The 25,122-nt window shown below is 71.4% G+C and carries 20 protein-coding genes; 7 read left to right on the top strand and 13 right to left on the bottom strand.

What is annotated here, in order from left to right:
• Nucleotides 1–1,203 carry a hypothetical protein gene (locus tag MED01_RS34730; protein WP_238672743.1) on the top strand — a complete coding sequence of 401 codons (1,203 nt, stop codon included), beginning with the start codon at nucleotides 1–3 and terminating at the stop codon, nucleotides 1,201–1,203.
• Nucleotides 1,204–1,258: 55 nt separating this feature from the next.
• Here MED01_RS34730 and MED01_RS34735 read toward each other — a convergent pair whose 3' ends face one another.
• The 3 genes from MED01_RS34735 to MED01_RS34745 form a co-directional block, all read right to left on the bottom strand.
• Nucleotides 1,259–2,821: an AMP-binding protein gene (locus MED01_RS34735; protein ID WP_238672744.1), complete on the bottom strand. Its 1,563-nt coding sequence runs from the start codon at nucleotides 2,819–2,821 to the stop codon at nucleotides 1,259–1,261.
• A 252-nt stretch (nucleotides 2,822–3,073) separates the two neighbouring features.
• Nucleotides 3,074–4,288 (bottom strand): acyl-CoA dehydrogenase family protein, encoded by a 1,215-nt coding sequence (locus MED01_RS34740; protein ID WP_210787407.1) that lies wholly within the window; start codon nucleotides 4,286–4,288, stop codon nucleotides 3,074–3,076.
• Nucleotide 4,289: 1 nt separating this feature from the next.
• Entirely contained in the window at nucleotides 4,290–4,742 is a 453-nt protein-coding gene (locus MED01_RS34745) for an SCP2 sterol-binding domain-containing protein (RefSeq protein WP_238672745.1), read from the bottom strand.
• Between the two features lie 67 nt (nucleotides 4,743–4,809).
• Here MED01_RS34745 and MED01_RS34750 point away from each other — a divergent pair, with 67 nt between their 5' ends.
• On the top strand, nucleotides 4,810–5,448 hold the full coding sequence (locus tag MED01_RS34750; RefSeq protein ID WP_238672746.1) for a TetR/AcrR family transcriptional regulator: 639 nt from the start codon (nucleotides 4,810–4,812) through the stop codon (nucleotides 5,446–5,448).
• 74 nt (nucleotides 5,449–5,522) lie between these two features.
• Here the strand turns inward: MED01_RS34750 and MED01_RS34755 are convergent, their stop codons facing one another.
• A complete protein-coding gene (locus tag MED01_RS34755; RefSeq protein ID WP_274526718.1) occupies nucleotides 5,523–6,167 on the bottom strand; it encodes a DedA family protein in 645 nt (214 codons plus the stop codon).
• A gap of 170 nt (nucleotides 6,168–6,337) precedes the next feature.
• On the opposite strand from MED01_RS34755, the gene MED01_RS36265 reads away from it, so the two are divergent.
• Both MED01_RS36265 and MED01_RS34765 read left to right on the top strand, forming a co-directional pair.
• Nucleotides 6,338–7,489, top strand: a complete 1,152-nt coding sequence (locus MED01_RS36265; RefSeq protein WP_238672747.1) for a sensor histidine kinase — start codon at nucleotides 6,338–6,340, stop codon at nucleotides 7,487–7,489.
• Nucleotides 7,486–8,127 (top strand): response regulator, encoded by a 642-nt coding sequence (locus MED01_RS34765; protein WP_238672748.1) that lies wholly within the window; start codon nucleotides 7,486–7,488, stop codon nucleotides 8,125–8,127. Before MED01_RS36265 ends, MED01_RS34765 begins: the two co-directional genes overlap by 4 nt.
• 6 nt (nucleotides 8,128–8,133) lie before the next feature.
• On the opposite strand, the gene MED01_RS34770 is transcribed toward MED01_RS34765, so the two are convergent.
• The 7 genes from MED01_RS34770 to MED01_RS34800 form a co-directional block, all read right to left on the bottom strand.
• A complete protein-coding gene (locus MED01_RS34770) occupies nucleotides 8,134–8,769 on the bottom strand; it encodes a DedA family protein (protein ID WP_238672749.1) in 636 nt (211 codons plus the stop codon).
• Nucleotides 8,770–8,944: 175 nt separating this feature from the next.
• Nucleotides 8,945–10,207, bottom strand: coding sequence for an adenylosuccinate synthetase (locus MED01_RS34775; protein ID WP_238672750.1), 1,263 nt, complete (start codon nucleotides 10,205–10,207; stop codon nucleotides 8,945–8,947).
• Entirely contained in the window at nucleotides 10,204–11,163 is a 960-nt protein-coding gene (locus MED01_RS34780; RefSeq protein WP_238672751.1) for a hypothetical protein, read from the bottom strand. The genes MED01_RS34775 and MED01_RS34780 overlap by 4 nt, the downstream gene beginning before the upstream one ends.
• Before the next feature lie 9 nt (nucleotides 11,164–11,172).
• Entirely contained in the window at nucleotides 11,173–12,141 is a 969-nt protein-coding gene (locus tag MED01_RS34785) for a protein kinase family protein (RefSeq protein WP_238672752.1), read from the bottom strand.
• Nucleotides 12,138–12,890 carry an NUDIX hydrolase gene (locus MED01_RS34790; protein ID WP_238672753.1) on the bottom strand — a complete coding sequence of 251 codons (753 nt, stop codon included), beginning with the start codon at nucleotides 12,888–12,890 and terminating at the stop codon, nucleotides 12,138–12,140. The genes MED01_RS34785 and MED01_RS34790 overlap by 4 nt, the downstream gene beginning before the upstream one ends.
• A 133-nt stretch (nucleotides 12,891–13,023) precedes the next feature.
• Nucleotides 13,024–13,890 (bottom strand): MaoC/PaaZ C-terminal domain-containing protein, encoded by an 867-nt coding sequence (locus tag MED01_RS34795; protein WP_238672754.1) that lies wholly within the window; start codon nucleotides 13,888–13,890, stop codon nucleotides 13,024–13,026.
• Nucleotides 13,890–15,260: a 3-oxoacyl-ACP reductase gene (locus MED01_RS34800; RefSeq protein WP_238672755.1), complete on the bottom strand. Its 1,371-nt coding sequence runs from the start codon at nucleotides 15,258–15,260 to the stop codon at nucleotides 13,890–13,892. The genes MED01_RS34795 and MED01_RS34800 overlap by 1 nt, the downstream gene beginning before the upstream one ends.
• A 55-nt stretch (nucleotides 15,261–15,315) precedes the next feature.
• On the opposite strand from MED01_RS34800, the gene MED01_RS34805 reads away from it, so the two are divergent.
• Nucleotides 15,316–16,608, top strand: a complete 1,293-nt coding sequence (locus MED01_RS34805; protein WP_238672756.1) for an acetyl-CoA C-acetyltransferase — start codon at nucleotides 15,316–15,318, stop codon at nucleotides 16,606–16,608.
• A gap of 67 nt (nucleotides 16,609–16,675) precedes the next feature.
• Here MED01_RS34805 and MED01_RS34810 read toward each other — a convergent pair whose 3' ends face one another.
• On the bottom strand, nucleotides 16,676–19,003 hold the full coding sequence (locus MED01_RS34810) for a PKD domain-containing protein (protein ID WP_238672757.1): 2,328 nt from the start codon (nucleotides 19,001–19,003) through the stop codon (nucleotides 16,676–16,678).
• A gap of 178 nt (nucleotides 19,004–19,181) precedes the next feature.
• On the bottom strand, nucleotides 19,182–21,509 hold the full coding sequence (locus tag MED01_RS34815; protein WP_238672758.1) for a PKD domain-containing protein: 2,328 nt from the start codon (nucleotides 21,507–21,509) through the stop codon (nucleotides 19,182–19,184).
• A 279-nt stretch (nucleotides 21,510–21,788) separates the two neighbouring features.
• Here MED01_RS34815 and MED01_RS34820 point away from each other — a divergent pair, with 279 nt between their 5' ends.
• Both MED01_RS34820 and MED01_RS34825 read left to right on the top strand, forming a co-directional pair.
• Nucleotides 21,789–22,760: a glycosyltransferase family 2 protein gene (locus MED01_RS34820; protein ID WP_308193595.1), complete on the top strand. Its 972-nt coding sequence runs from the start codon at nucleotides 21,789–21,791 to the stop codon at nucleotides 22,758–22,760.
• The gene (locus MED01_RS34825) at nucleotides 22,753–25,095 is read left to right on the top strand and encodes a hypothetical protein (protein ID WP_238672760.1); all 2,343 of its coding nucleotides are present in this window, start codon (nucleotides 22,753–22,755) and stop codon (nucleotides 25,093–25,095) included. The genes MED01_RS34820 and MED01_RS34825 overlap by 8 nt, the downstream gene beginning before the upstream one ends.
• The last annotated feature ends 27 nt before the right edge of the window (nucleotides 25,096–25,122 follow it).

Consider the following 25,122-nt stretch of genomic DNA (forward strand, 5'->3'; position numbering starts at 1 on the left):
ATGGATGACACGGATGTGGCGCGGTTGATGCGCGCCGAGGTCGAGGCGGCCGAGACACCGTCGGTCGTTGTGAACATCGAACGGGCGATGACCGTCGGGCGGCGGCAGCGCTGGTACGCACGGGGCGCGGGTGCCGCGCTGGCGGTGGTCGCGGTTGCCGTCGGCGCGGTCACGGTGCCGGGCCTGGTCGCGCCGGACGGGTCGTCGCCGCCGTCGCTGGAGATGGTCGGTGCGCTGGCGCCGTTGGAGCCGTACACCGGGGAGGTGCCGTCACCCGACACGTCCCGGATCCCGGCCGCGTTGGAGACGATCGATCCGACCGTTCAGTACGTTCGGTTCGGTTGGTTGCCGTCGGGTCTGGACAGCTTGCAGTACCAGTCGGGTCTGCTGCTGAGCGGGCCGGGTGTCGTCCTGATCGCGCACGCCGCCGACTCGCCGAACCCCAACTGGGCAGGGGTTGCGGTCAGTCTCCACCCGCAGGGGGTGACGCCGCCCGCGCCGCAGGTCATGGGCATCGACCAACGGGCACCCACCCTGAGCACGGCGCCCGCGCCAGATGTGCGGGGCACATCGGCGACCTTCATCCAGTACGACGTCGACGGCACTGACCGGCTCTCCCTCCGATGGCAGTACGCCCCGGACGGCTGGGCCGCTGTCGATGTCTCACCCTGGGTGGCGGGGCAGGATGCCCGCGAGATCGCCCTGCACGTGGCGCAGAGGCTCAGGTTCGGTACGACCGAGCTGGTGCGGATGCCGGCCCAGGTGAAGGGGGTGCCGCAGAAGGTGCGGCCGATCCAGACCGACGTCTCCGGGCCGCTTACCCCGGACGGCTGGCGGTGGTATGCCGGCGTCACGTACAGCGCCGAACCCTCCACGGCGGATCCCGGTAGGCAGCGGGCGAAGACGGTGGACGTCGGCTTCTTTCCGTACGTCGAGATGACCGACAAGGTTCGGGCCGAGTTGAAAGGTAAGGAATTCTTCCGGCCGCCGAACACCACAGTCGACGGTCATCAGGCGTCCTTCTCCGCTGCCGCTGATCCGAGTTCGTCGGAGACGCTGGAGGTGCTCGACGTACGGGGGATGGTGGTCAAGATCGACGCACACAGTGGAACGCTCGATGAGCAGGGCACGAAGGGCTTGTTCCAGCGCCTCGACCTCGCCGAGGCCAAGCCGGACTGGCGGCCTTCGCTGACGGTCGACTGACGGGGGCGGTAACCGCCCCGGAACTCGTCGGCTTTCGCTGACGGTTTCGGGGCGGTCAGCCGTAGTAGCGGCGTAGCTCCCGGCTGAGCACCTTGCCGGTGGCGTTCCGGGGCAGGTACTTCACGAAGATCACGTCTCGGGGGACGGAGAATCGGGCCAGGTAGTGCCGGACGTACTCGCGTACCGCCTCGGGGTCGAGCGTCTCGTTGGGGTGCAGGGCGAGGAACGCGGACAGTCGCTGGCCGTACTCGGGGTCGGGCACGCCGATCACGGCCGCTTCGCGGACCTGTGGCAGTTGGGCGAGCAGATCCTCCACCTCGGACGGGAAGACGTTCTCACCACCGGAGACGATCATGTCGTCGGCCCGGCCGTCGACGAAGAGCAGCCCGTCGGGGTTGAGTCGGCCGAGGTCACCGGTGTCGAGCAGCCCGTCGCGGGTCTCCCGGTTGGCACCTGAGGTGTACCCCTCAAAGAGCATCTCGTTGCCGACGAAGATCCGCCCGACCTGTCCGTTCGCGACCGGCTGGCCGTTGTCGTCGAGCAACTCCAGCCGGGTTCCGTGTGGTGGTCGGCCTGCCGTCGTGGGTGCCTCGCGCAGATCCTGGGGACCGGCGATGGAGGCCCAGGAGACCTCGGTGGAGCCGTAGAGGTTGTAGAGGACGTCTCCGTAGACGTCCATGAACTTCGGGGCGAGCCCACCAGGCAGCGCCGAACCGCTGACGGCGACGACCTTGAGTGGCGGGCGCGGGTCTGGCGCGGGCACCTCCAGCAGTCGCTGCACCATCACGGGTACGGCGAAGAGCGCGTCGCACCGGTGTTGGTGCAGCGCGGTGAGCGTGGCGGCCGGGTCGAAGCGGCGCTGCAGCACGATGGTGGCCCGTAGCGCGAAACAGACCTGGAGGGCGGCGAAGCCCCAGGTGTGGAAGATCGGCGCCGTGATCATTACCCGGTCGCGGGTGTGCAGCGGGATGCGATCGATGATGGACACCAGCGGGCCGAAACCGCTGGGCGTGGGTCGTCGGGCGCCCTTGGGTGCCCCGGTGGTGCCCGAGGTGAGCACGATGATCCTGCCGTCGCGCTCCGGAGGGTGCAGCTCGCCCGGGAGGGCCCCGGCGACCAACTCCTCGCGGGCGCGTTCGTCGAGGCGGGGCAGTTCGGCGGGGAGGCCGAGGACCCGCTCGGCGAACTCGTCGTCGTGGACCAGCAGCCGGAGTTGCTGCTCCTCGGCGACGGTGACCAGTTGGGCGGTGGAGAGCCCGGTGTTGACCAGGACCGCGTCCACACCCAGCAGGTTGGCTGCGACGATCGTCTCGATCAGCCCGTGGTGGTTGCGGCAGAGCACGCCGATCCGGTCGCCGGCCTGTACGCCGAGCCCGGCCCGCATCGACCGGGCCATCCGTTCGGCCCGGTCGAGGAGGTCCTGGTAGGTCAGCTCGGTGCCGTCCTCGTCGATGACCGCCAGCCGGCCAGGGTCGCGGGCGGCTGCCTGGCGTAGTTCGCCGGCCAGGCTCCACCCCCAGGTGCGCAACGCGTTGAGCTGAGAGGTGATCCGGATCGGGCTGCCCGGCATGAGCAGCCCGCGACGAGTCAGCGTGGCGACGAAGAACGGCAGGTCCATGCCGCAGACCTCCTACGGGCGGTGCGCGGACGGGCGACTGGTTCCCCCGTCCATCAGGGCTTCTTTCCTTGATCATGCACTGGGCGCTGCGGAAGGCCCAGTCCGCGTCGGCGTGGGGTGACGAAGACGGCACAGATCGTGGATTCCGGCTGCGGTGCGCGGCGGCGTGCGGCGCGGCCGGCCGGAGCAGGGACCGCCCGCCCCCGGGCCGGCCGGCCGTTGGGCACCCCCGAGCCGCAGGGCGCCGGTCGGTCAGCGGATCTGCATCCCGGAGATCGCCCGGGAGATGACCAGTCGTTGGATTTCCGAGGTGCCCTCGAAGATGGTGTAGATCTTGGCGTCCCGGTACCAACGCTCGACCGGGTGGTCACGCAGGAAGCCGGCTCCGCCGAGCAGTTGCACGGCCTTCTCGGTGACCGACACGGCCACCTCGCCGGCCTTGAGCTTGGACATCGATCCTTCGCCAGCTGTGAACGGGCGGTTGTTGCGGCCCATCCACGAGGCCCGCCAGACCAGCAGCCGCGCCGCGTCGATCTCCATCCGCATGTCGGCCAGCGCGAACGCGACCGCCTGGTTCTCGATGATCGGGCGTCCGAACTGGACCCGGTCCTTCGCGTAGTCGAGCGCGTACTCGTAGGCGGCCCGGGCCACGCCGAGCGCCTGGGCGCCGACTGTGGGTCGGGACAGCTCGAAGGTGCGCATCGCGGCCTGCCCGGTGGCCCGCTGACCGGAGCGGGCCCGGTCCAGGCGTTCCAGCAGGGCGTCCCGTCCGCCGAGCAGGCAGCGGCCGGGTACGCGTACCCCGTCGAGGAAGACGTCGGCGGTGTGCGACGCGCGGAGGCCGAGTTTGCGCAGCTTGCGGGTGGCGGCCAGGCCGGGGGTGCCCGGCGGTACGACGAACGCCGCCTGACCCCGGGAGCCGAGCGCGGGGTCGACGGAGGCGGTGACCACGTGCACTCCGGCGATTCCGCCGTTCGTGGCGTACGCCTTCTGACCGGTGAGCACCCACTCGTCGGTGGCCTCGTCGTAGACGGCCCGGGTGCGCATCGCGCCGACGTCGGAGCCGGCTTCCGGCTCGCTGGTGCAGAAGGCGGCGACGGCCGGCGAGTCGACGTCGCCGAAGCACTGCGGCACCCATTCGACCATCTGGTCCGGGGTGCCGGCGCCGTAGATGGCGGCGACGGCGAGTGAGGTGCCGAAGATGCTCATGCCGATGCCGGCGTCACCCCAGAAGAGTTCCTCGCTGGCGATCGGCAGGGAGAGCCCGGTCGGGTCGGCCCAGCAGGTGGCGAGGAACTCGAAGCCGTAGAGGCCGACCTTGGCGGCTTCCTGGATCACCGGCCACGGGGTGTCCTCGCGCTCGTCCCACTCGGCGGCGGCCGGGCGCACGACCTCGGCGGCGAAGCCGTGCACCCAGTCGCGTAGATCCCGCTGTTCCTCGTTCAGGTCGAGCGAGAACTCAGCCATGTCAGGCCTTGGGGATGTCGAACAGGTTGGCGATGTTGGCGGCGAGGCCCAGGTCGCCCTTCGCCTTCAACTTGCCGGTCATGAACATCATCACCGGGTTGGCGCCACCGGAGACGATCTTCAGGAACTCGACCGGGCCCATGGTGAGGCTCAGCTTCGGGTCGTGCTGCGGGGTCTGGTTCACGACGCAGGTGCCGTCGGCGATGGCCACCTCGTAGGTGTCGCTGCCGCCGTCGGGACGACCGGTGATGATCCAGTGGATGACCGCGTTGGTGGAACCGGCCCGGTCCGCGCGGAACAGCGACGGCATCCGACCGAACACCTCGCCGAGGACCTTGTCCCGCATGTCACCGGACATCACCTGGGCGATCTTGTCGTCCGGGGTGGACTTGACCAGCTGGGCGAACTCCTTGGGGCCGACATTCGCGAAGGTGGCCGGGTCGAAGTCAGTCATCAGGTGCGCCTTCCGGAAGATTGGCTACTCGCGCGTAACCCTACGCACGAGTAGGTATGCTCGCAAGGTGTCCAGCGTCCCCGCCTTCAAGCGCCTGCCTCGCGCCGTCCGCGAGCAGCAGATGCTCGACGCGGCCGTCAAGGTCTTCTCCCGACGTGGCTTCCACGCCGCCAGCATGGACGAGATCGCCGAGGACGCCGGCATCTCCAAACCCATGGTGTACGCGTACCTCGGCACCAAGGAGGAGCTCTTCGTCGCCTGTCTGCACCGGGAGGGCACCCGGATGATGCAGGCCATCGCCGGGGCGGCGGCTCCCGACCTGCCGGCCGACGAGCGGCTCTGGCGCGGGCTGCGGGCGTTCTTCGGCTTCGTGGGCGCGCACCGCGACGGCTGGGCGGTGCTCTACCGGCAGGCCCGGGGTGAGCAGCCGTTCGCCGGCGAGTTGGCCACCATGCGGGCCCGGCTGGTCGAGGTGGTCGCCGGGATGCTCGACCACGCCCTGCGCGCCGAGGGCCGGGAGATCGCCGCCGTCGACCTGGAGGTCGTCGCGTACGCCCTGGTCGGCGCGACCGAGTCGCTTGCCGACTGGCTCGCGGACCACCCGGAGGCCGACCCGGAGAAGACCGCCACCCGAATGATGAACGTGGCCTGGCTCGGTGCCGCCCAACTGCTGCACGGCGTCGTCTGGCGCCCGGCCGCCGACTGACCCCCCCGGAGGTCAGCGCCCGGCCGCCGACTGACCGCCCCGAGGTCAGCGCCCGGCCCCGGCAGCCCCCGAGGTCAGCGCACCGGCACCCGGCGCACAGGTTCGGTCGCCGACGCCGACCCCGCGGATCGGCGACGCCGGCCCAGCCAGCGAACCACCTCGACGATGGTGGTCACGCCCAGGGCGAGGCTCAGACCAAGCAGGAGACCGCGCAGCGGGTCCTGCTCGAAGGCCATTCCGCCGAGGTAGCCCACCAGCCCGGAGTAGAGACCCCACGAGCCGGCGGCGAGGGCGTCGAAGGCCAGGAACCGCCGTCGGGGATAGCGCACAGCGCCCATGGTGAGGGTGACCGCCGTCCGGCCGCCCGGCACATAACGGGCCACGGTGAGGATGAGGCCGCCCCGGGTGGCGATCCCTCGACGGGCCCACTCGATGGCGGCCCTGCGCCGGCCCTCGGCTGGCAGCCGGTCGAGTAGGCGGGTGCCACCGCCCCGACCGATGGCGTACGAGATGTGATCGCCGATCAGCGCCCCGCTCGCGGCCACCAGGATCACCGCAGGAAGGTACGGCGCACCGGAGGCCGCGAACACCCCTGCGGTGATCACCGCCGTCTCGCTCGGTACCACCGGGAAGAAGCCGTCGAGCACCGCGATCGCGAAGATCGCCAGGTACACCCAGGGCGAGGACATCGTGTCGTGCAGCAGGTCGAGCAGATCCATGATCCTGATGCTGGTCGGGGCGGCGGCTCCCGACATCGGCCAGTGGTCAGGTGGGCGGCACTACTTAGGTAGCGGCCGGCCCGGACTGCGTATAGGGGTCATCCCCCACCTCACCCGGGTACGGCGTTGCGGGGCGACCCGATCCGTCGGCTGCGCTCTAGGCTCGCTGCGTGGCCTCCAGCGCCGTCGCCCCCCGGCGGGTCGTCCATCGGTACGCCCCGCTGCTGCTCGCCGTCCTGGTCGCCGTGGCCGTGTGGGCCAGCGCGACCGGTGACATCGGGGTCCGCTCGCCGCTGCCGAGCGCTGTCGTGCTGCTGATCGCACTGGGCTCGGCGTGGGCCGCCGCCACGATCCGGTCCCGCCGCTGGCCGTTGTTCCTGGCCGCGGCGGTCGGCTGGTTGGTGCTCGCCGCGGCGGCGGCCGGGGTGCTGGCCTCGTACCAGGCGGGTCTGCGGTTGCGCGGTCGCCAACTCGCCGGCTACCTCGCCGGTGTGGCAGTGGTGCTGACCGGCGGGGTGCTGGTCGGGCTGGCAGTGGGTGGCGTACGCCGGATCACCACCGCCAGCACCGGCAACGTGCTGCTCCTCGCCGCCTGCCTGGTGGGGCTTCCGTTGGTCTTCGGTCTCTGGGTGCGGGCCCGTCAGGACACGCTCGCCGCTCTGCGGGACCGGGCCGAGCGGCTGGAACGCGAGCAGGAGGCCCGCGCCGACCGGATCCGGGCCGAGGAACGGACCCGGATCGCCCGGGAGATGCACGACGTGGTGGCACACCGGGTCTCGTTGATGGTGGTGCATGCCGGGGCGCTGGAGGTGACAGCCGTCGACCCGGCGACCGTCGAGGCCGCCGCGCTGATCCGGACCACCGGCCGGCAGGCGCTCACCGACCTGCGCGAGGTGCTGGGTGTGCTGCGCCAGGCCGACCCGGCCGTGACGCCGGAGCGGGGGCTCGACACGTTGGACGAGTTGATCGGGGAGTCCCGCGCCGCCGGTCTGCGGGTGTCCCGGCAGGACGAAGGTGTGCCGACGGCACTTCCGGCGACGCTGGGCCGTACCGCGTACCGGGTGGTCCGCGAGGCGTTGACCAACGTGCGTAAGCACGCGGCCGACGCCGAGACGACTGTCTGCCTGCGCTACCTGCCCGACGGGCTGGAGGTGCTGATCCGCAACGGCCCGTCCGAGGGCGGGTCGGGGCTGCCGGGTGCCGGGCAGGGTCTGCTCGGGCTGCGTGAGCGGGTGGAGCTGCTCGGCGGCCGGTTGGAGGCAGCTCCCGTGGACGGCGGCTTCCTGGTCCGGGCCCTGATCCCGCTGGCGGGTGCGGCGTGATCCGGGTGGTGGTGGTCGACGACGAGCAGCTTGTTCGGGCCGGGCTGCGGCTGATCCTTGAGGCGGCGGAGGACATCACTGTCGTCGGTGAGGCGGCTGACGGCGCCGGCGCGCTGGATCAGGCCCAGCGGTTACGCCCCGACGTGGTACTGCTCGACGTGCGGATGCCGGGCGTCGACGGGCTGACCGTCGCGCCCGCGGTGGTCGCCGTCGGCCCGAAGGTGATCATGTTGACCACCTTCGACCTCGACGAGTACGTGCACCGGGCGCTGCGGGCCGGCGCTGTCGGCTTCCTGCTCAAGGACACCCCGCCCCGCGAGTTGGCCGCCGCCGTTCGGACGGTGGCCGCCGGCAACGCGATGCTCGCCCCGACCGTGACCCGGCGTCTGATCAGCTCGTTCGCCGAGCGTGGTCCGGCCCGCCGGGACGCGGCCCGTGAGCGGCTCGCACCGCTGACCGGGCGGGAGCTGGCGATCGTCCGGGAGGTGGCGCGCGGGCACGGCAACGCGGAGATCGCCCGGCGGCTGACGATGAGCGAGGCCACCGTCAAGGCACACGTCAGCCGGGCGCTGGCGAAACTCCACGCGGGCAACCGGGTGCAGTTGGCCATCCTGGTGTACGACGCCGACCTGCTGTGACGAATGTCAGGTCGAGCCGGCCCGGTCGGTGGTGGCGGCGGCGCGGCGGCGGGCCCGGTGGCGCAGCCAACGGACGCCCTCGATGCCCAGCGTGACGATCACCGACAGGCCGATCCCGGCGAGGACACCCTTGACGGGGTGCCGTTCGAAGGCCAGCCCACCGAAGTAGCCGAGCAGCCCGCAGTACAGGGCCCAGGTGACCGCCGCTATCGCGTCGTACAGCAGGAACGACCGGCGGGGATAGCGCACCGCGCCCATGGTGAGGGTGACGGCGGTCCGCCCGCCCGGCAGATACCGGGAGGTGGTCAGGATCAGCCCGCCGCGCCGGTTCAGCGCGCGCCGGGCCCACTCCGAGCTGGCTCGTCGGCGGCTGCCGTCGGGAAACCCGGCGAGGCGTCTCGCGCCGCCACCGCGCCCGATGGCGTACGAGACGTGGTCACCGGCGCAGGCGCCCACCGCAGCGGCGGCGACAACCGCCGCCAGCTTGGGATTTCCGCTGGTGGAGAGCACGGCGGCGGTGATGACGGCCGCCTCGCCGGGTACGGCCGGGAAGAACGCGTCGACCGCCGTGAGCCCGAAGATCAGCAGGTACACCCACGGTGAGGTGACCAGCTGTCGGAGCAGGTCGAGCGCGGAATCCATGCCCCCATGCTCGCCGGGTGCGACCCGCCCGGTGGCCGAAGCCGCGGGATAACCCCACCTCTCCCCGCGCCGATCTTGCACTTTGGGTCCGCACCAATCCCTGCAAAAGCCGCAGAACAACAACCGAAAGTGCAAGATCGACGGGTTGCGGCGGGGTGGGGCCCGGTGGGGTGGGTCAGGCTGAGTGGATCAGGGCTGGCGGGGTGAGCAGCGGGCCGTGTGAGGTCTTGTCGTCGGCGGTGGGGCCTTGCGAGGTCAGCACCACAGGTACGTCCAACTCTGTGCTCACCGCCTGTGCCCAGTCCGTCGGCGGTTCGTCGTACACCGGGCGGGAGCGCAGCAGGCGGGCGGTGAGCGCGGCCTGCCGGTCCAGGTCACCGGGCGGGCCCGGGGTGAGCCGGTCGGTGGTGTCGTAGCGGCGGCAGATCCGCAGGTCGGGGCCGGCCAGGTCGAGGTGGGTCACTGCCAGGCCGTCGACGCCGCCGGCCGCGGCGAGGGCGTACCGGTGGGCGACCGCGTCGAAGTGGCCGAACCGGAACCGGCCCTGCCACGGGTTCGTGGCGTTGTGCCGGTCGGTGAACGGCAGGCTCGGGTCCTCGGTCACCAACGGACCGTGCCCGTGCCGGGTGGTGACCACCCGGAGCACCCCGATCCGGGTCACGTCGCCGGGCCGGCCCGCCTCGGCGAGGAGGCTGTCGACGTTGGCGAACGTGGTGGTGCTCCACGTCGTGTACGGGTGGAAGCCGTGCCACTCGTCGAGCAACACCCCCTGCGCACCCTCGAAGACGCAGGCCCCGGTGCGCAGCGCCTCGGCGAGCCAACTGCCGTCGACGATGGCGACCCGGTCGGCGAACCCGGTGTACGCGGGCAGGCAGTCCTCGACCGGTGGCGCGTCCAGCGGGCCCAGCTCGGCGGTCAGCCGGTCCCGCAGGATGGTCAGCCTGCGGCGCAGCAGTGCCGGGCTGTGGCAGTCGGCAACCCGGGGCGCGTCGTCGGGGTGGGCGAGACCGTACGCGACGGCCTCGCCCACCCCCAGCCCGCAGGAGCCGTGCCGGTCGGCTCCCCGGGCGATCTCGCGGGCCCGGTTGGCGGCCCGGTGGTACGGGGTGGCGAGCAGCGCGTCCCCGTCGACTGTCAGCCGGTCGAGCGCGTCGGGCACCCCGACAGTGGCGAGGTGGTCGGCCTCGGCGGCCAACGCCAGCGGGTCCACCACCACGTGCCGGGACAGGTGCGTACGCACCCCGGGGTGGAAGGTGCCGGCGCCGAACTGTGCGAACGTGTGGTGCCGCCCGTCGCGCAGCACGACGTTGTGTGCCGCCTGCGCGCCCCCGTTGAAGCGGACCACGGTGTGCACGGGACGGGTGGCGCAGAGCCAGTCCACGACGGTGCCCTTGCCGGCGTCGCCGTAGCCGAGGTCGACCACCGCCACGTGGTTCACAGCCGGGTCACCCCGCTGGCCGTGTCGGTGAACGTCGGCAGCGTCGACACCTCGGCCCGCCGTCCCCGGCCGAGGCGGGCCAGCGCCTTCGACACGGTCCCGGTGGCGCCGGAGCCGGCACGGTCCAGGTCGCGTAGGCCCTCGTCCAGGTTGATGGCCTGTTCGCCGAGGCCGATGGTGAGCGCGATGGTCTCGCAGACCGCGTCGAGGTCGTCGAGCACCACGGCGTTCTGCCCGAACAGGTCCCGCCAGAAGTCGAGCACCTTCGCGTTGCCGGCGTAGTGGCTGCCGGCGGGGAGTAGGTAGTAGGTGTCCCAGCGGCGGGTCACCTCGTCGACCACCTGCCGCAGCGGCACGTCCTCGGAGAGGTCGTCCCCGATCAGGCCGGCCACCTCCCGGGCCTTCACCCGCTGGTACGCCAGCTCGTCGCCGATGATGAACAGGTAGCCGCGTCGGCCGCGCTTCTCCCAGTTGTCGGTGACGGTGTGCCGGGCCATGAAGTACATGGCCAGTTCGTACGACTCGCTCATCTGTCCGCCGCCACCGCCTTCGAGGACGATCCGGCCGAGGTCGTCGTCCATCCGGTTGTCCGACTCGAACTGGCCCACCTGCAACGGCACCCGGTCGCAGGTGGCGTCGCCGATGGCACCGAACATGATCTGCGGGTCGCTGGCGTAGCCCTGCCGTTGCAGCAGCCCGAGCAGTTGCGGCAGCTTGGTCTGCAGGACCCGTGGCACCGTGCGCATCGAGCCGGTCACGTCGAAGAGCACCGCGACGGGGGTCGACCGGGGGTGCTCGGCGGAGTCGCGGCTCTCGCGGGTCGCGTCCCTGGGGCCGAGCGCGGGGTGCACAGTGCGCGCCCCGCTGTCGCTGTAGGAGAAGGCGCTCCTTCCGGTGGACCGGCGGTAGCGGTCGGCGGCGTCGTACACGTCGGTGGACCAGATTCCACTGCCCATGACAGCTCCTTAGGGGGTGAGGGTGAAGGGTCGGAAGGTGCGTGGCCCGTAGAGCCGGTCCAGCACCTGGTCGAGCTCGCGCAGCAGGCGCCAGGCGTCGTCGGGCCGGGCGTCCAGGGACCGCTGCCGGCAGCCCTGCGCGAAGGTGTGCAGCTCGCGGGGTGCGCGCGGCCCCATCAGCCAGCTCATGCAGTGGCTGGCCATCGCGATGTCGGTGCCCGGGCCGCACCGCTGCTTCTTGATGACTTCCTCCGGGTCCCAGCCGTGGCCGGGTACGACCGCCGGGATCGTGCTCCCGACGGCAGCGGAGAAACACCAGTCGATCAGCACCACGCCGTGGGCGTCCGGCTCGATCAGCACGTGTCGGGGCACTACCGCGCCGTGCACCACGCCCGCCCGGTGGGCCAGGCCGAGCACCACCAGCAGACGCCGCCACATCCAGGCGACATCCCGGGCGTCCAGCCCGTCGGGGTACGCGCGCCGCACCTCCTCAAGGTCGTGCAGGCCGGGTGCGGTGGCGAGCACGTTGATCCGCCGTTCCGCTCCGGTGCTGGCGTCGCGGTGCCTGAACTCGTCGACCAGCCGGGGCACGTACGGCAGGTAGCGCGGGTCGCCGCGCTCGGCGATGGTGCGCAGGGCGTGCGCCTCGCGGGCCATCAGGTCGTTGTCGGTGGGCCGTCGGGGGAGCTTCAGCAGCCGGTCGTCGCCGACGTCGTAGAGGTCGGCCAGGTCACCCGAGTGGGCCGGCGCGCCGAGCCGGTAGTCGCCGAGGACTGTGGTCTGCCGTGCCTGCCACCGGGTGGTGACGTGGATGAACGCGTCGAGGGCTTCGGCGCGTACCGCCGGGTTGGTCGGCAGGCGGTCGGGGTGCAGGGCCGCTACCAGCTCGCGGTAGCGGTGGGCCGGCTGGTCGGCGCCGAACAGGTCCGCGTCGGTGCGGGCGGCCGCGACCAGGCGGATGGCCTCCGTGGCCCTCACCGCACCGTCTCCTCGCGCGCGGGGCGCAGCAGCGCCGGGTGCAGCAGGTGGGCGTCGCCGGCCCGGTAGAGCCGGGCGCGCGGGCCGCCGCGGGCACCGCCGCGCTCGGTGCTGGCACCGGTGCTCTCCACGAAGCCCGGCACGGAGAGCACCTTGCGGTGGAAGTTGCCGGCGTGCAGCGGGTGCCCCCAGACCGTCTCGTAGACGGCGCGCAGTTCGCTGATCGTGAACTCGGCGGCGAGGAAGCGGGTGGCGAGCGGGGTGTACTCCAGCTTGGAGCGGGCCCGTTCCAACGCGTCGTCGATGATCCGGCCGTGGTCGAAGGCGAGCTGTCGGCTGGTCAACGCGGTCACCGGGAGCCAGATCGCATCGTCGGCGTCGCTGCCGGCGGCCGGGTCCGGCAGGTCGGGGGCGAACGCGAGGTGGGCGATCGAGACGACCCGCATGCGCGGGTCACGGTCGGGAGCGCCGTAGCTGCCCAACTGCTCCAGGTGTACGCGGCGCAGCGCCTCGCCGCCGAGCCCGGTCTCCTCGGCCAGCTCCCGTCGGGCGCCAGCGGTCAGGTCCTCGTCGGGGAGGACGAAGCCTCCGGGCAGCGCCCAGTGCCCCGCGAAGGGTGCCTCGCCCCGCCGGATCAGCAGCAGGTGCAGTGCGCCGTCGCGGATGGTCAGCGCCACCACGTCGACTGTCACCGCGACCGACGGATAGGCCCGGGGGTCGTACGCGGCCAGGAACTCCTGCTCGTTCATCGCGTCTCTCTCACTCTGAGAACATCTCGCTGTGAGAACAACTTAGCGCAGAAGTGCGCGCCTGCCAAGGGCAGGACCAACTCAGCGCACGAGACGGTGCGGTGCGCTCAGCGCGCGGTGCGGTGCTGTGCGCTCAGCGCACGAAGCCCGTCAGGTGGGGTCGGCCCCGGGAGTCGTGCAGGGCGAACCCGCCATCCGGCAGGAGCGCGAAGCTCACGGTGCTCGGCAGCGGCACGGGCAGCTTGAAGGCGACCTCGACGGTGTACACGTCCGGCAGCCGGGCCTCCAGCGCGGCCAGGCAGCGCGCCTTGCTCCACATGCCGTGCACGATCGGCCGGCGGAAGCCGAACAGCCGCGCACCGAGTCGGGAGGTGTGGATCGGGTTGTGGTCGCCGGAGACCCGTGCGTACTCCGTACCGACGCGCGGTTCCACCCGCCAGCGGGCGGTGGCCGTCGGCGCGGCAGGCCGCTCGCCGGGCTCACGTCCGCCCGGCTTGCGCTCCCGACCGAGGTACGTCGAGACGCCGCGCCACACCTCGGTCCCGTCGACGGAGCCGACCAGCACCATGTCCACCTGCCGCCCCCGGTCGTGGGGGCGCAGGTTCTCCGCGTACGTGGTGAAGTCGAGGGTCTCGTCGGCGGTGATCGGGCGGTGCGTGGTGATCCGGTTGTCGACGTGCACCAGGCCGATCAGCGGGAGGGGGAAGTCCGGCGCGGTCATCAGGCGCACTGCCAGTGGAAAGCCCATGACGTGGGGAAACGTCGCGGGCAGCCGATCGGTGAGCCGGAACCCGCAGACCCGGTCGTAGTCGGCCAGCCGCGCCCGGTCGACGCTCACCCCGCCCACTGTCAACTCGACAGCCGGCAGGTCGGGCCCGCGCCGCCCACCCCCGAGGCCCGGTAGCGCGCCGAGCAACGCCCGTCGGTGCAGCGCCCCGACCGCCGGCATCCTGGGCAGCTCGACCAGGCTGCGGCCGCCCCTCTCCGGCCCCGCGCCCATCACGCCCCCAGCAGGCTCTGGCCGCAGACCCGGACCACGTTTCCGCTGACCGCGCCGCTGGCTGGCCAGGCCAGCCAGCCGATCGTCTCGGCCACGTCCACCGGCAACCCGCCCTGGGCCAGGCTGTTCATCCGCCGCCCCGCCTCGCGGACCACCAGCGGGATGCGCGCGGTCAGCCGGGTCTCGATGAAGCCGGGGGCCACCGCGTTGACGCTGATCCCGTGCTGCCGCAGGGCCGGCGCGAGTGAGTCGACCAGCCCGATCACGCCGGCCTTGCTGGTGGCGTAGTTCGTCTGCCCCCGGTTGCCGGCGATCCCAGCGATCGACGAGACCGAGATGATCCGCCCGCCGGCCGGGATCAGCTCCCGCGCCAGCAGTACGTCGTTGATCCGCTCCTGGCTGGAGAGGTTGACGTCGATCACCTGGTCCCACCGGTCGGCGTCCATCCTGCCGAGCGTCTTGTCCCGGGTGATCCCGGCGTTGTGCACCACCACGTCGACCCGGCCGTGCCGGCTGGCCAGGTGCTCGGCGAGTCGGGTCGGCGCGTCCGGCGCGGTCAGGTCGAGTTGGACGGCGGTGCCACCGATGTCGTTCGCCACCGCGGCGAGCGCGTCACCGGCGGCCGGGATGTCCAGGGCCACCACCTTCGCGCCGTCGCGGGAGAGCACCCTCGCCAGCGCTGCGCCGATGCCCCGTGCGGCGCCGGTGACCAGCACGACCTGCCCGTCCAGCGGGCGGTCCCAGTCGGCGGGGCCGCTCGCCGCGCCGGGGCCGACCCGGATGACCTGCCCCGACACGTACGCGGACCGGCCGGACAGCAGGAACCGGAGAGTCGACTCGAGGCTCGTGATGGTGCCAGCCGAGTGGACCGGGTCGTCCGACGCGTCACCGCTCACGTAGACGAGTTGCGCGGTGGTACCCCGGCCGAACTCCTTGCCGATGCTGCGGACCAGCCCTTCGAGGGCGCGTTGGGCGGTCGCCTCGCGGGGTGTCGGGCACTCCTGTGGCGAGGTGCCCAGCACGATCACCCGACCGCTGGGCAGCACGGCCCGGGCCTGCGGGTGAAAGAAGTCGTAGAGCTGGCGCAGGTCGGTCGAGTCGATGAGCCCGGTGGCGTCGAAGAGCAGTGCCCCGTACCGCTGCGGGTTGGCCCCGGCAGGGTCGGCCAGCTCGACCCCGGCGCTGGTGAGGATCTTGGCAACCGGCTCGGCGAGCCGGCCGCCGGTGGCCGCGCCGAGCAGGGCCGGGCCGGCCAGCAGCGGGTCGCCGGGGTGGTGCCGGCGCAGTCGGGGCGGGTCGGGCAGCCCGAGGCGCTTGACCAGCGCGCGGCCGGCGGCCGATTGGACGAAGCTCGCGTACCTGTCGGTCATGGGCGTAGCCTACTGGCGAGTAGGGTTTGAGCAACACATGTCGAGGAGGCGGATCGTGCAGAGCATCCGGCGGGTCGCGGTCATCGGGGGCAACCGCATCCCCTTCGCCCGCTCCAATTCCCGCTACGCGGACGCGTCGAACGCGGACCTGCTCGGCGCGGCGCTCGACGGCCTGATCGCCCGCTACGGGCTGGCCGGGCAGCGCATCGGCGAGGTGGTCACCGGGGCGGTGCTCAAGCACTCCCGCGACTTCAACCTCACCCGTGAGGTGGTCCTCGGCTCCCGACTCGACCCCCACACCCCGGCCTACGACATCCAGCAGGCCTGCGGCACCGGCCTGGAGGCGACCATCCTGGTCGCCAACAAGATCGCCCTCGGTCAGCTCGACGCGGGCATCGCCGGCGGTGTCGACACCACCTCCGACGCCCCGCTCGCCGTCAACGAGGAGATGCGCCGCACGCTGCTCAAGCTCAACTCGGCCCGTACGCTGGGCGAACGGCTCAAGATCGCGGCGAAGCTTCGCCCGTCCCAGCCGTTCAAGCCGGAGATCCCGCGCAACGCCGAGCCGCGTACCGGGCTGTCCATGGGCGACCACGCCGCCCGGACCGCAGTGCGCTGGCAGATCGACCGGCGCTCCCAGGACGAGTTGGCGCTGCGCTCACACCAGCGCCTCGCCGCCGCGTACGACAGGGGCTTCTTCGACGACCTGATGACGCCGTACCTGGGGCTCACCCGGGATGCGAACCTGCGCCCGGACAGCAGCCTGGAGAAGCTCGCCTCGCTGAAACCGGTCTTCGGCACCCGTGGCCCGGACGCCGAGCACGCCACCATGACTGCCGGCAACTCGTCACCCCTCACCGACGGCGCGTCCACTGTGCTGCTGGCCAGCGAGGAGTGGGCGGCGGCGCACCACCTGCCCGTGCTCGCCTGGTTCAGCTGGTCGGAGACGGCGGCGGTGGACTTCGTGCACGGCGACGAGGGGTTGCTGATGGCACCCGCGTACGCGGTGCCCCGGATGCTGGCCCGTGCCGGGCTGACGTTGCAGGACTTCGACTACTACGAAATTCACGAGGCGTTCGCGTCGCAGGTGCTGGCCACCCTCGCCGCCTGGGAGTCGCCGGAGTTCGCCAAGGACCGGCTCGGCCTGGACGCCCCGCTGGGCGCGATCGACACTGACCGGCTCAACGTCAACGGTTCGTCGCTGGCCGCCGGGCACCCGTTCGCCGCCACCGGCGGCCGGATCGTGGCGACCCTGGCCAAGCTGCTGGCCGAGCGGGGCAGCGGGCGTGGGCTGATCTCCATCTGCGCCGCCGGTGGTCAGGGCGTGACCGCCATCCTGGAGCGCTGAGCGGAGCGTGCACGGCGACGCCCGCCGGACCCGAGGGTCCCGGCGGGCGTCGATCGTGCGGTGGGGCTCAGCCGAGGGTGAACTTCTCCCAGGTGCTGATGGTTGGGCCGTTGGCGATCAGCGGCTTGGATCCTGCGCCGTCGGCGCTGACGTACTTGCTGTTGACAGCGGCCTTGAAGCTGACTGTGCCGTCGCTGCTGCGGACCATTGTGAACCGCTCCCAGGTGCTGGCGGTCGCCGCGCCCGCGATCAGCGGCTTGGCGCCTGCGCCGTCGGCGGACACGAAGCGGCTGTTGATGTGGGCGAAGAGGGTGACCTGCCCGTTGCCGAGATCCACCACGTCGAACCGCTCCCAGAGGCTGACCGCCGGGCCGTTGGCGATCAGTGGCTTGCTGCCCGCGCCGTCGGCGCTGACGTAGCGGCCGTTGACCCGCGCCTTCAACGTCCGGTTGGCGTCGGTGGCCTTGACCTGGTGGAACTTCTCCCAGGTGCCGATCGTCGGTCGGGTGGCGGCCAGCGGCACGGCGCCGCTGGGATCGGCGGTGACGTACAGGCCGTTGTCGGCCTTGAGGCTGACGCTGCCGTCGCTGTTCCGGTTGATGTTGAACCGCTCCGGAGCGTCCACGACCTGGCTCATGGCGTGCAGCGAGTCCGGGCCGCCGCTGTAGGTCCGGCTGACGTACCGCCCCGTGACGTAAGAGAAGAGTGCGACCTGGCCACCGCCTGCGTCGGTGAGGTCGAACTGCGTGGCGAGGCCGAACTCGGGCCTGCTCGGCACGAGACCGGTAGGCGTGCCGTACCCGTCGACGTAGCGGCGGTTGGCGAGAGCGAGGAGACCCACCGTCGCGGTCCGTCGCAGGACGCTGACCCGCTGGGTGCTGGTGTTCGTCCGACCGTCGGTTCCGGTCACCTCGACGCTGAGGCTGTAGGTGCCCGGTTTGGCGTACGTGTGCGAGGCCACCGGCGTGCTCTGGGTGACCCCGGACCCGTCACCGAACTCGAACCGGTAGGACTTGATCGGATGGAAGCCTGGCTTCGACGCGGAGGCGTCCAGCTTCACCGAGAGCGCTCCGAGATCGATGCTGACGCCGAACGACGCTGCCGGCGGCCTGATGGTCTCCACCGCGCCACGGTCGGCGTAGGTGGTCGGGCCGGCACCGGTGTTCGCCACGGCCGGGTCGTCCATGCGCGGGGTGCCGATGCGGTCGAGTGCCGGGAACCCGGGGGCCGCGGAGTTCGCCGAGTCGATGTCGTCTCGTGGTTGTCCCGTCTCCCGGTCGTGTGCGGCCTGCCCGGACGCGGCCCGGAAACCGGCGAGGCTCATCCGGGTGTTCAAGGCGTAAATCTGCGGGGAGTCGCTGTAGTAGTGGTGGGCGTTGTTGTAGTCGACCTTGGTCTTTCCGACGGCCCCGCCGTAGACCCCGATCTCGACACCGTCGAGAAAGGCCGGGTCGCAGTAGCCCTGGCTGAAGAAGCCGTTCGTGGTGAGAACGTTGTTCTGCACGGAGACGCCGGGCGAAGTTCCGTCGACCCGGATCCCGTCGCGGCAGCGGTTGCGGATCGTGTTGTTGGTGATCGCCGTGTTGGCGGCACCGTTGTTGTGCACGCCGTGGCCGGGGCCACCGTCGATCTGGTTGTTGGCCACCACAGTGTCGACCGCGCCCACCCCGATGGCGACTGCCGCTGCGGTGAAACCGCTGACCTTGCTGTCGAGGATGCTGACTCTCGGCCCGTCGACCCGAACGCCGACGCCGTCGGAGGGTGTCCGGTACCCGGCGCTGCTCAATACGTTCACGGATCTGACCAGCACGTCGCTGCTCGCGGCGTCGATGATGATTCCAGCGTTCAGGGTCGGCCCGCTGGCGTTGATCTGCTTCAATGTCGACCTGGTGACACCGGCCAACCGGACGGCGGGCGCGGTCGAGGAGGTGTCCATCGCGAAGTTGCCGCCCTGGATGGTGATCCGCGAGGAGTTGCGCAGGTCGAGGCCGGGCAGCACGCTTGTCGACCCAATGGTGCGCAGATTCTTGAGTACGACATCGTGCTGGCCGTCGATCACGAAGCCGGCGGTCGCGCCGATCAGAGTTGCCACGCCACTGGCGAAGAAGGTGACCGGTTGCTCGGGCGTGCCGGACGTGGGGATCGTGACGCGTTCCCGGTAGTTGCCGCTGCCGACGTCCACCGACTGGCCGGCCGTGACCACCGCAGCCGCGGCACCGATGGTGCAGAACGGCTGCGTCAACGTGCCCGGGAACTGGTCGGAGCAGCCGGTGGCGGGGTTCTGCCGGACGTAGAGCGTCGTCGGAGCGCCCGCCTGGGCCGGCACGATGGTGCCCACCAGGGCACCACCGGTCAGCACGACGGTCGCGAGACCGGAAAGGAGGGATTTGCCCATGCTTTGCCTCGGGGATGAGGAGGAGCCGGCGGTCGCCGGGAGTCAGATAAAGGTGATCATGCATCACCGGCCGATTGAGGCGCTGACCGCAGTGACAAAACGGCCACTCCGCCAGTGTGTGCAAGGCGACGCCCGCCGGACTTGAGGGTTCCGGCGGGCGTCGACAGTGCGGTAGGGCTCAGCCGAGGGTGAACCTCTCCCAGGAGCTGACGACCGGGCCGCTGGCGATCAGTGGCTTGCTGCCCGCGCCGTCCGCGCTCACGTACTTGTTGTTGACGGCGGCCTTGAAGCTGACAGTGCCGTCGCTGCTGCGGACCATTGTGAACCGCTCCCAGGTGCTGGCGGTCGCCGCGCCCGCGATCAGCGGCTTGGCGCCAGCGCCGTCGGCGGACACGTAACGGTTGTTGACACGGGCGAGGAGGCCGACCTGCCCGTTGCCGAGATCCACCACGTCGAACCGCTCCCAGGTGCTGGCGGTCGGCGCGCTCGCGATCAGCGGCTTGGCGCCAGCGCCGTCGGCGCTGACGAAGCGACCGTTGACCTGCGCCTTCAGGGACCGGTTCGCGTCCGGTACGACGACCTGGAGGAACTTCTCCCAGGTGCCGATGGTGGACTGGCTGGCGCTCAGCGGAACGGCGCTGTTGACGTCGGCGGACACGTACTTGCTGGTGATGGGGGCCTGGAGGCTGATGGTGCCGTCGCTGTTTCGCACCAGCTTGAACATCTCGTGTACGTCCACGAGCACGCTGTCCGCTGTCAACGTGGCGAGGTCGAACTCGGAGATGGCGACGTAGCGCCCGGCCGTCCGGGAGAAGAGGGCGACCTTGCCGTTGCCGGCGTCTGCCAGGTCGAACTGCGCGATCGTAGTCGGTTCGGCCTGGTTCGGTCGAAGCCCGAAGCCGGTCTCGTAACTCACGTAGCGGCGGTTCGACAGGGCCCGCAGACCAACGGTCCCGGTCGGCCGGAGCATGCTGATCCGCCTGCTGTAAGTCCCCGACCGACCGTCGGTGCCAGTGACAGTGACGCCGATCTGGTAGCCGCCCGGGTTCGCGTAGGTGTGCGAGGCGATCGGGCTCGTCTGGGTGACGGTGCTGCCGTCGCCGAATGTGAACCGGTAGGACTCGATCGGGTTGAGGCCGGGGAGGGAGGCGGACGCGTCCACAGTCACCGAGCGCGCCTGGAGATTCATGGCGACGTCGACCCGCACCTCCGGGCTGCGGATGGCTTCGGTGGTGCCCCGGTCGGCGTACGTGACCGGGCCGGCGCCGGTGTTCGGCACGCCCGGGTCGTCGATGCGCGGCGCGCCGCCGCGGGCGAGGGTCGGGTAACCGGGGGCGGCCGAGTTCGCCGAGTCGATGTTGTCCCGGGCCTGCCCCGTCTCGCGGTCGTGGGCGGCCTGGCCGGAGGCGGCCCGGAACGCGGCCAGCGACATTCGGGTGTTCCAGGCGTAGATCTCCGGTGAGTCCTTGTTGTAGTGGTCCGCGTTGTTGTAGTCGACCACCGTCTTTCCGACGGCACCGCCGTAGACGCCGATCTCGACCCCGTCCAGCACCTTGCTGTAGCAGTAAGCCAGATCGAAGTAACCGTTCAGAGCGAGCACGTTGTTCTGTACGGAGACGCCGGACGAGGCTCCGTCGACGCGGATGCCGTCCTGGCAGCGGTTATTGATGGTGTTGTTGGCGATGGCCGTGCCGGTGGCCCCGTTGTTGTGCACGCCGTGGCCGGCGCCCCCGGAAATCACGTTGTTGGCCACCACGGTGCCGGCCGCGGTGGGCCCGAGCGCGATCGCCGCGTTGGTGAAGCCGGCGATGCTGCCACCGATGTACGAGTTGCGCGGCCCGTCGATCCGGACGCCGATCGTGTTGTCGGAGAGGATGTAGTTGGCATAGCCCTGCACGCTCGTGTCCTGGATGGCCACGTCACTGCTGGCGGCGTCCATGGTGATGCCGGCGCTGGCGGTCAACCCACTGACGGTGATCTTCGACAGGCTCGAGCTGGTCACGCCGGCGAACCGGATCACCGGTGACGTCGCGGGCATGTTCAGGCCGTAGGTGCCGCCCCGGATGGTGAGGCCCGAGGAGTTGCGCGCGTCCAGGGCCGGCACGTCGCCCGACCCGACGACGCGGAGGTTCTGGAGCACCACGTCGTGCTGGCCGTCGATCACGAAGCCCGCCGTCGCGCCGGTCAGGGTCGCCGCGGAACTGGAGGTGGTGAGGAAGGTTACCGGCTGCTCAGGCGTGCCGGACGTGCCGATCGTGACGCGCTCCGGGTAGTTGCCGCCGCCGATGTCGACGGTCTGCCCGCCGGTGACGATCGCCGCTGCGGCTCCGATGGTGCAGAACGGCTGCTCCAAGGTGCCCGGGAACTGGTCCGAGCAGCCGGTGGCGGCATTCTGCCGGACGTAGAGCGTCGTCGGAGCGGCCGCCTGGGCGGGCAGCGCGGCGCCCACCAGGGTGCCACTGGTAAATACTGCGGTCGCGAGACCGGCGAAGAAGGATTTGCGCATGCTGGCCTCGAAAAGGAGGAGGATCCGGCGACGCCGGAGGTCAGATAAGGCGATTCTGCATGATCGACAAGTGAGGCGCTGACCTGGGTGACAAAACGGCCACCCGTCTCGTGACCGTCCTGGTTCCGGCGAATCGAAGCGGCCGGCAGATAGACGTTCACGTCCTGTTCAACGGGTGGCTGAAAGCCCGTGAGGTTGTCGGGTAACGGTGACCGTCCGCACCCCCGAACGAGGTGCGTTCGATGACACCTGCGTCCGGAACGGGGCCGGTAAGTGTTGGTGCTGTCTGTCGTCATTCCGATGTACAACGAGGCCGCGGTCATCCCGGCCCTGATCGCCCGGCTGCGTCCGGTGCTCGACGCGCTCAGCGTCGAGTACGAGGTGGTGGCCGTCGACGACGGCAGCCGGGACGACACCGTCTCGGTGCTCTTCACCCATGCGCGGAGCTGGCCGCAACTACGCCTGCTCCAGTTGCGCCGCAACAGTGGACACCAGGCGGCGTTGACCGCCGGGCTGTACCGCGCCCGTGGGCAGTGGGTGGTCAGTCTGGACGCCGACCTGCAGGACCCGCCGGAGACGGTGGCCGAGATGCTGCGGGTCGCCCGTGAGCAAGGCGTCGATGTGGTGTACGGCGTACGCGCCGACCGCAGCTCGGACACCATGTTCAAACGGCGCACCGCGCAGCTCTACTACCAACTGATGCGCCGGCTCGTCGGCGCCGAGGTGCCCGCCCAGGCCGGTGACTTCCGGCTGGTCAGCCGGGACGTGATCGAGACCCTGCGTCAGCTGCCCGAACGCACCCCGGTCTACCGGCTGCTGATACCCGCGCTCGGCTTCGCCAGTGCGGAGGTGCGCTACTCCCGGGAGGTTCGGGCGGCGGGCGAGACGAAATATCCACTGCCCCGGATGATCGCGCTCGCCTGGGACAGCATCGCCAACTTCTCCGCAGCGCCGCTGCGTCTCGCCACCTGGCTGGGAGCGATCAGCTTCCTGGCCTGCCTCGGCCTCATCGGCTTCGGCGTCGTGGCGTACCTGCGCGGTCTGACCATCCCGGGCTGGACGTCGACCTTCGTGGCGGTCCTGCTCCTCGGTGGCGTGCAACTGGTCTGTCTCGGCCTACTGGGCGAGTACGTCGGGCGGATCTACGCGACAGTGCAGGGTCGACCGACGTACCACGTCGGGGCCGACTCGGCGGACACCGAGCTGACCTCCCCGTTTCCCGCCGCGCCGGTGGGTAGCGCCGGTGGCTGACTCGCTCGGGTTGGTGGACCGACCCGCCTCGGCGCCCGCGCCGCACCCGGACCGACGATCCGCCCGGTCACTCCGGTCCGCCGTGGTCGCGGCCCTGCCCTGGGCGGTGCTCCTCGCCGCGATGCCGGCCGCCTGGTCGTACACCGGCGTTCCCGCCGTCGACGTGCTCCGCTACGTGGCGTACTGGTCGTTGGCCCTGGTGTTACCCGGCACCCTGGTGCACCGGGCGGTACGCGGTGGCCGCGGCAACCTGCCGGAGGACCTGGGCTTCGGTGCGGCCACCGGCCTGCTCCTCGAACTCGGCGTCTGGGTCGCCGCCGCGGCCACCGGTCAGCAGCACCTGCTGCGATGGTGGCCGGTGCCCCTCGTGCTCGCCTTCCTGGCCGTTCCCCGGCTACGTCGCCACTGGCGGGTCGGGGCCCGCCGGCCGCTCCCTCTCGCCTGGCACTGGTCCGTCGTCGCTGTGCTGCTACTCGTGCTGCTGTGGGCCGTCGCGCAGTGGCGTCTGGTGCCGCTCCCGCCGGTGAACCACAGCTACTACCAGGATCTGCTCTACCACCTGTCGCTGGTCCAGGAGCTGACCCGGGACCTGCCCTTCCAACTGCCGCAGCTGGCCGGCGAGCCGCTGCGCTACCACTACCTGTCCGACGCGCACATGGCCGCCGGCAGCATGATCACCGGTATTCCACCCGCGACGGTCCTGCTGCGGCTGTGGCTGGCGCCGGTCGCCGTGGTCAGCGTGCTGGTCACCGCCGGCCTGGCCCGCGGCCTGACCGGCCGCTGGTGGGCGGGCCCGGTGGCGGGCGCGGCGGCTGGCCTCGGCATGCCGGTGGCCGTCAACTCGGCGATCGCGGACGGCGCCTTCGCATTCTCCTTCTCCAGCCCGTCACAGACGTACGTCCTGCCACTGCTGGTGCTGCTCGCCGGCATCTGCGTCGACGCCGTACGCGGACGACCGCTGGGCGTGGCCTGGGCGTTGCTGCCGGCACTCGGGCTGGCCTGCGCCGGCGCAAAGTCCAGCGCGCTGCCGCCGCTGATCGCCGGCGTCGCCGTGGCCGTCGCCGCCACCTGGTGGCAGCAGCGCCGGCGGGTGCCCTGGCCGGCGCTCGCGACCCTGCTCTGCCTCGTGGTGCCGATGGGCGTCGGCTATCTCCTTTTCGCCGGCGGCGGAGCGGGCACCCTCGCCCCACAGGCGTTCGCGTTCCTGCACGCGATGCCGCAGTACCGGGAGACCATCGGCGCGGGCGACGGGGTACGCGGCGGCGGCCTGCTGCCGTTCGGCCTGAGCAGGGCGGGGGCGTCCGGTTGGCTGCTGACATTCGTCCTGCTCGGCTGGTGGCTGCTGGTGCAGTTGCCCCGGCTGATCGGCATGCTGGTCCTCGCCGGGCCTCGCCGTGCCGACCCGGCACCCTGGCTGCTGTCGGGCGCGGTGCTCGCCGGCGCGGGCGGCATCTGGACCCTGCATCATCCGTCGCTGAGCCAGGTCTACTTCTGGCTGGACGTGCTCCCGTTCGGCGCCGTGCTGACCGTGTGGCTGCTCACCCTCGTCCGGCCGTCCTGGCCGGTGGCGGTGTCCGCCGCGGTGCTCGGCGTGGCGTCGTACCTTCTTGTGCCCATGATGCCCCGGCCGACCGCGACCATGGCCGGTTGGATGGGCGTTCTCGGCCGGTCGTACCTGCGGCTCGCGGTACTTCTCCTGCTGGCCGCGCTCGTCGCGATCGGAGTCCGTGCGCTGCTGATTCGCCGGGACGGCGGCGGGCGGCGGCGGACCGTGGCGGTGGCGCTGGCCGGCGTCACGGCGGCGCTGCTGGGCGCGAGCGTCGCCCGGGGCGTCGACGGTGCCGTCCGGTACGTCCAGGTCGCACCGGGGCTGCCCGCGTCTGTCGCGCAGCCGTCCACTGTGACAGCGGCGGAGATGCGGGCCGCGCTGTGGCTGGACGAGCACGCGGCGGACGACGACGTGGTGGCCACCAACGTGCACTGCCGTCCGGTGCCGACCACCGCGCACTGCGACGCCCGCGCCTACTGGGTGACGGGGCTGGGTGGGCACCGGACGGTGGTGGAGAGCTGGGGTTACACCGATGCCGCCCTGGCCGCCAACGGACGGCGGGGTCTCGGATACGTACGGCAGGATCCGCCGGACCCGGCCCGGTTCGCGCTGAACGAGAGGGTGTTCCGGGCACCCACCACGGCCGACCTGGACCGTCTGCGCGCCGACCACCGGGTCCGGTGGCTGTTCGCCGACACCCGGGCCGGCGAGGTGTCGCCCGCGTTGGCCGGGCTGGCTCAGGTACGCCTCGTCTCTGGCAGCGTCACGGTCTACGAGCTGCGCTGACTGGGCCCCCGCACGACGACGCCCGCC

The sequence above is a fragment of the Micromonospora alfalfae genome (assembly GCF_022230925.1).
Taxonomy (GTDB): Bacteria; Actinomycetota; Actinomycetes; order Mycobacteriales; family Micromonosporaceae; genus Micromonospora; species Micromonospora alfalfae.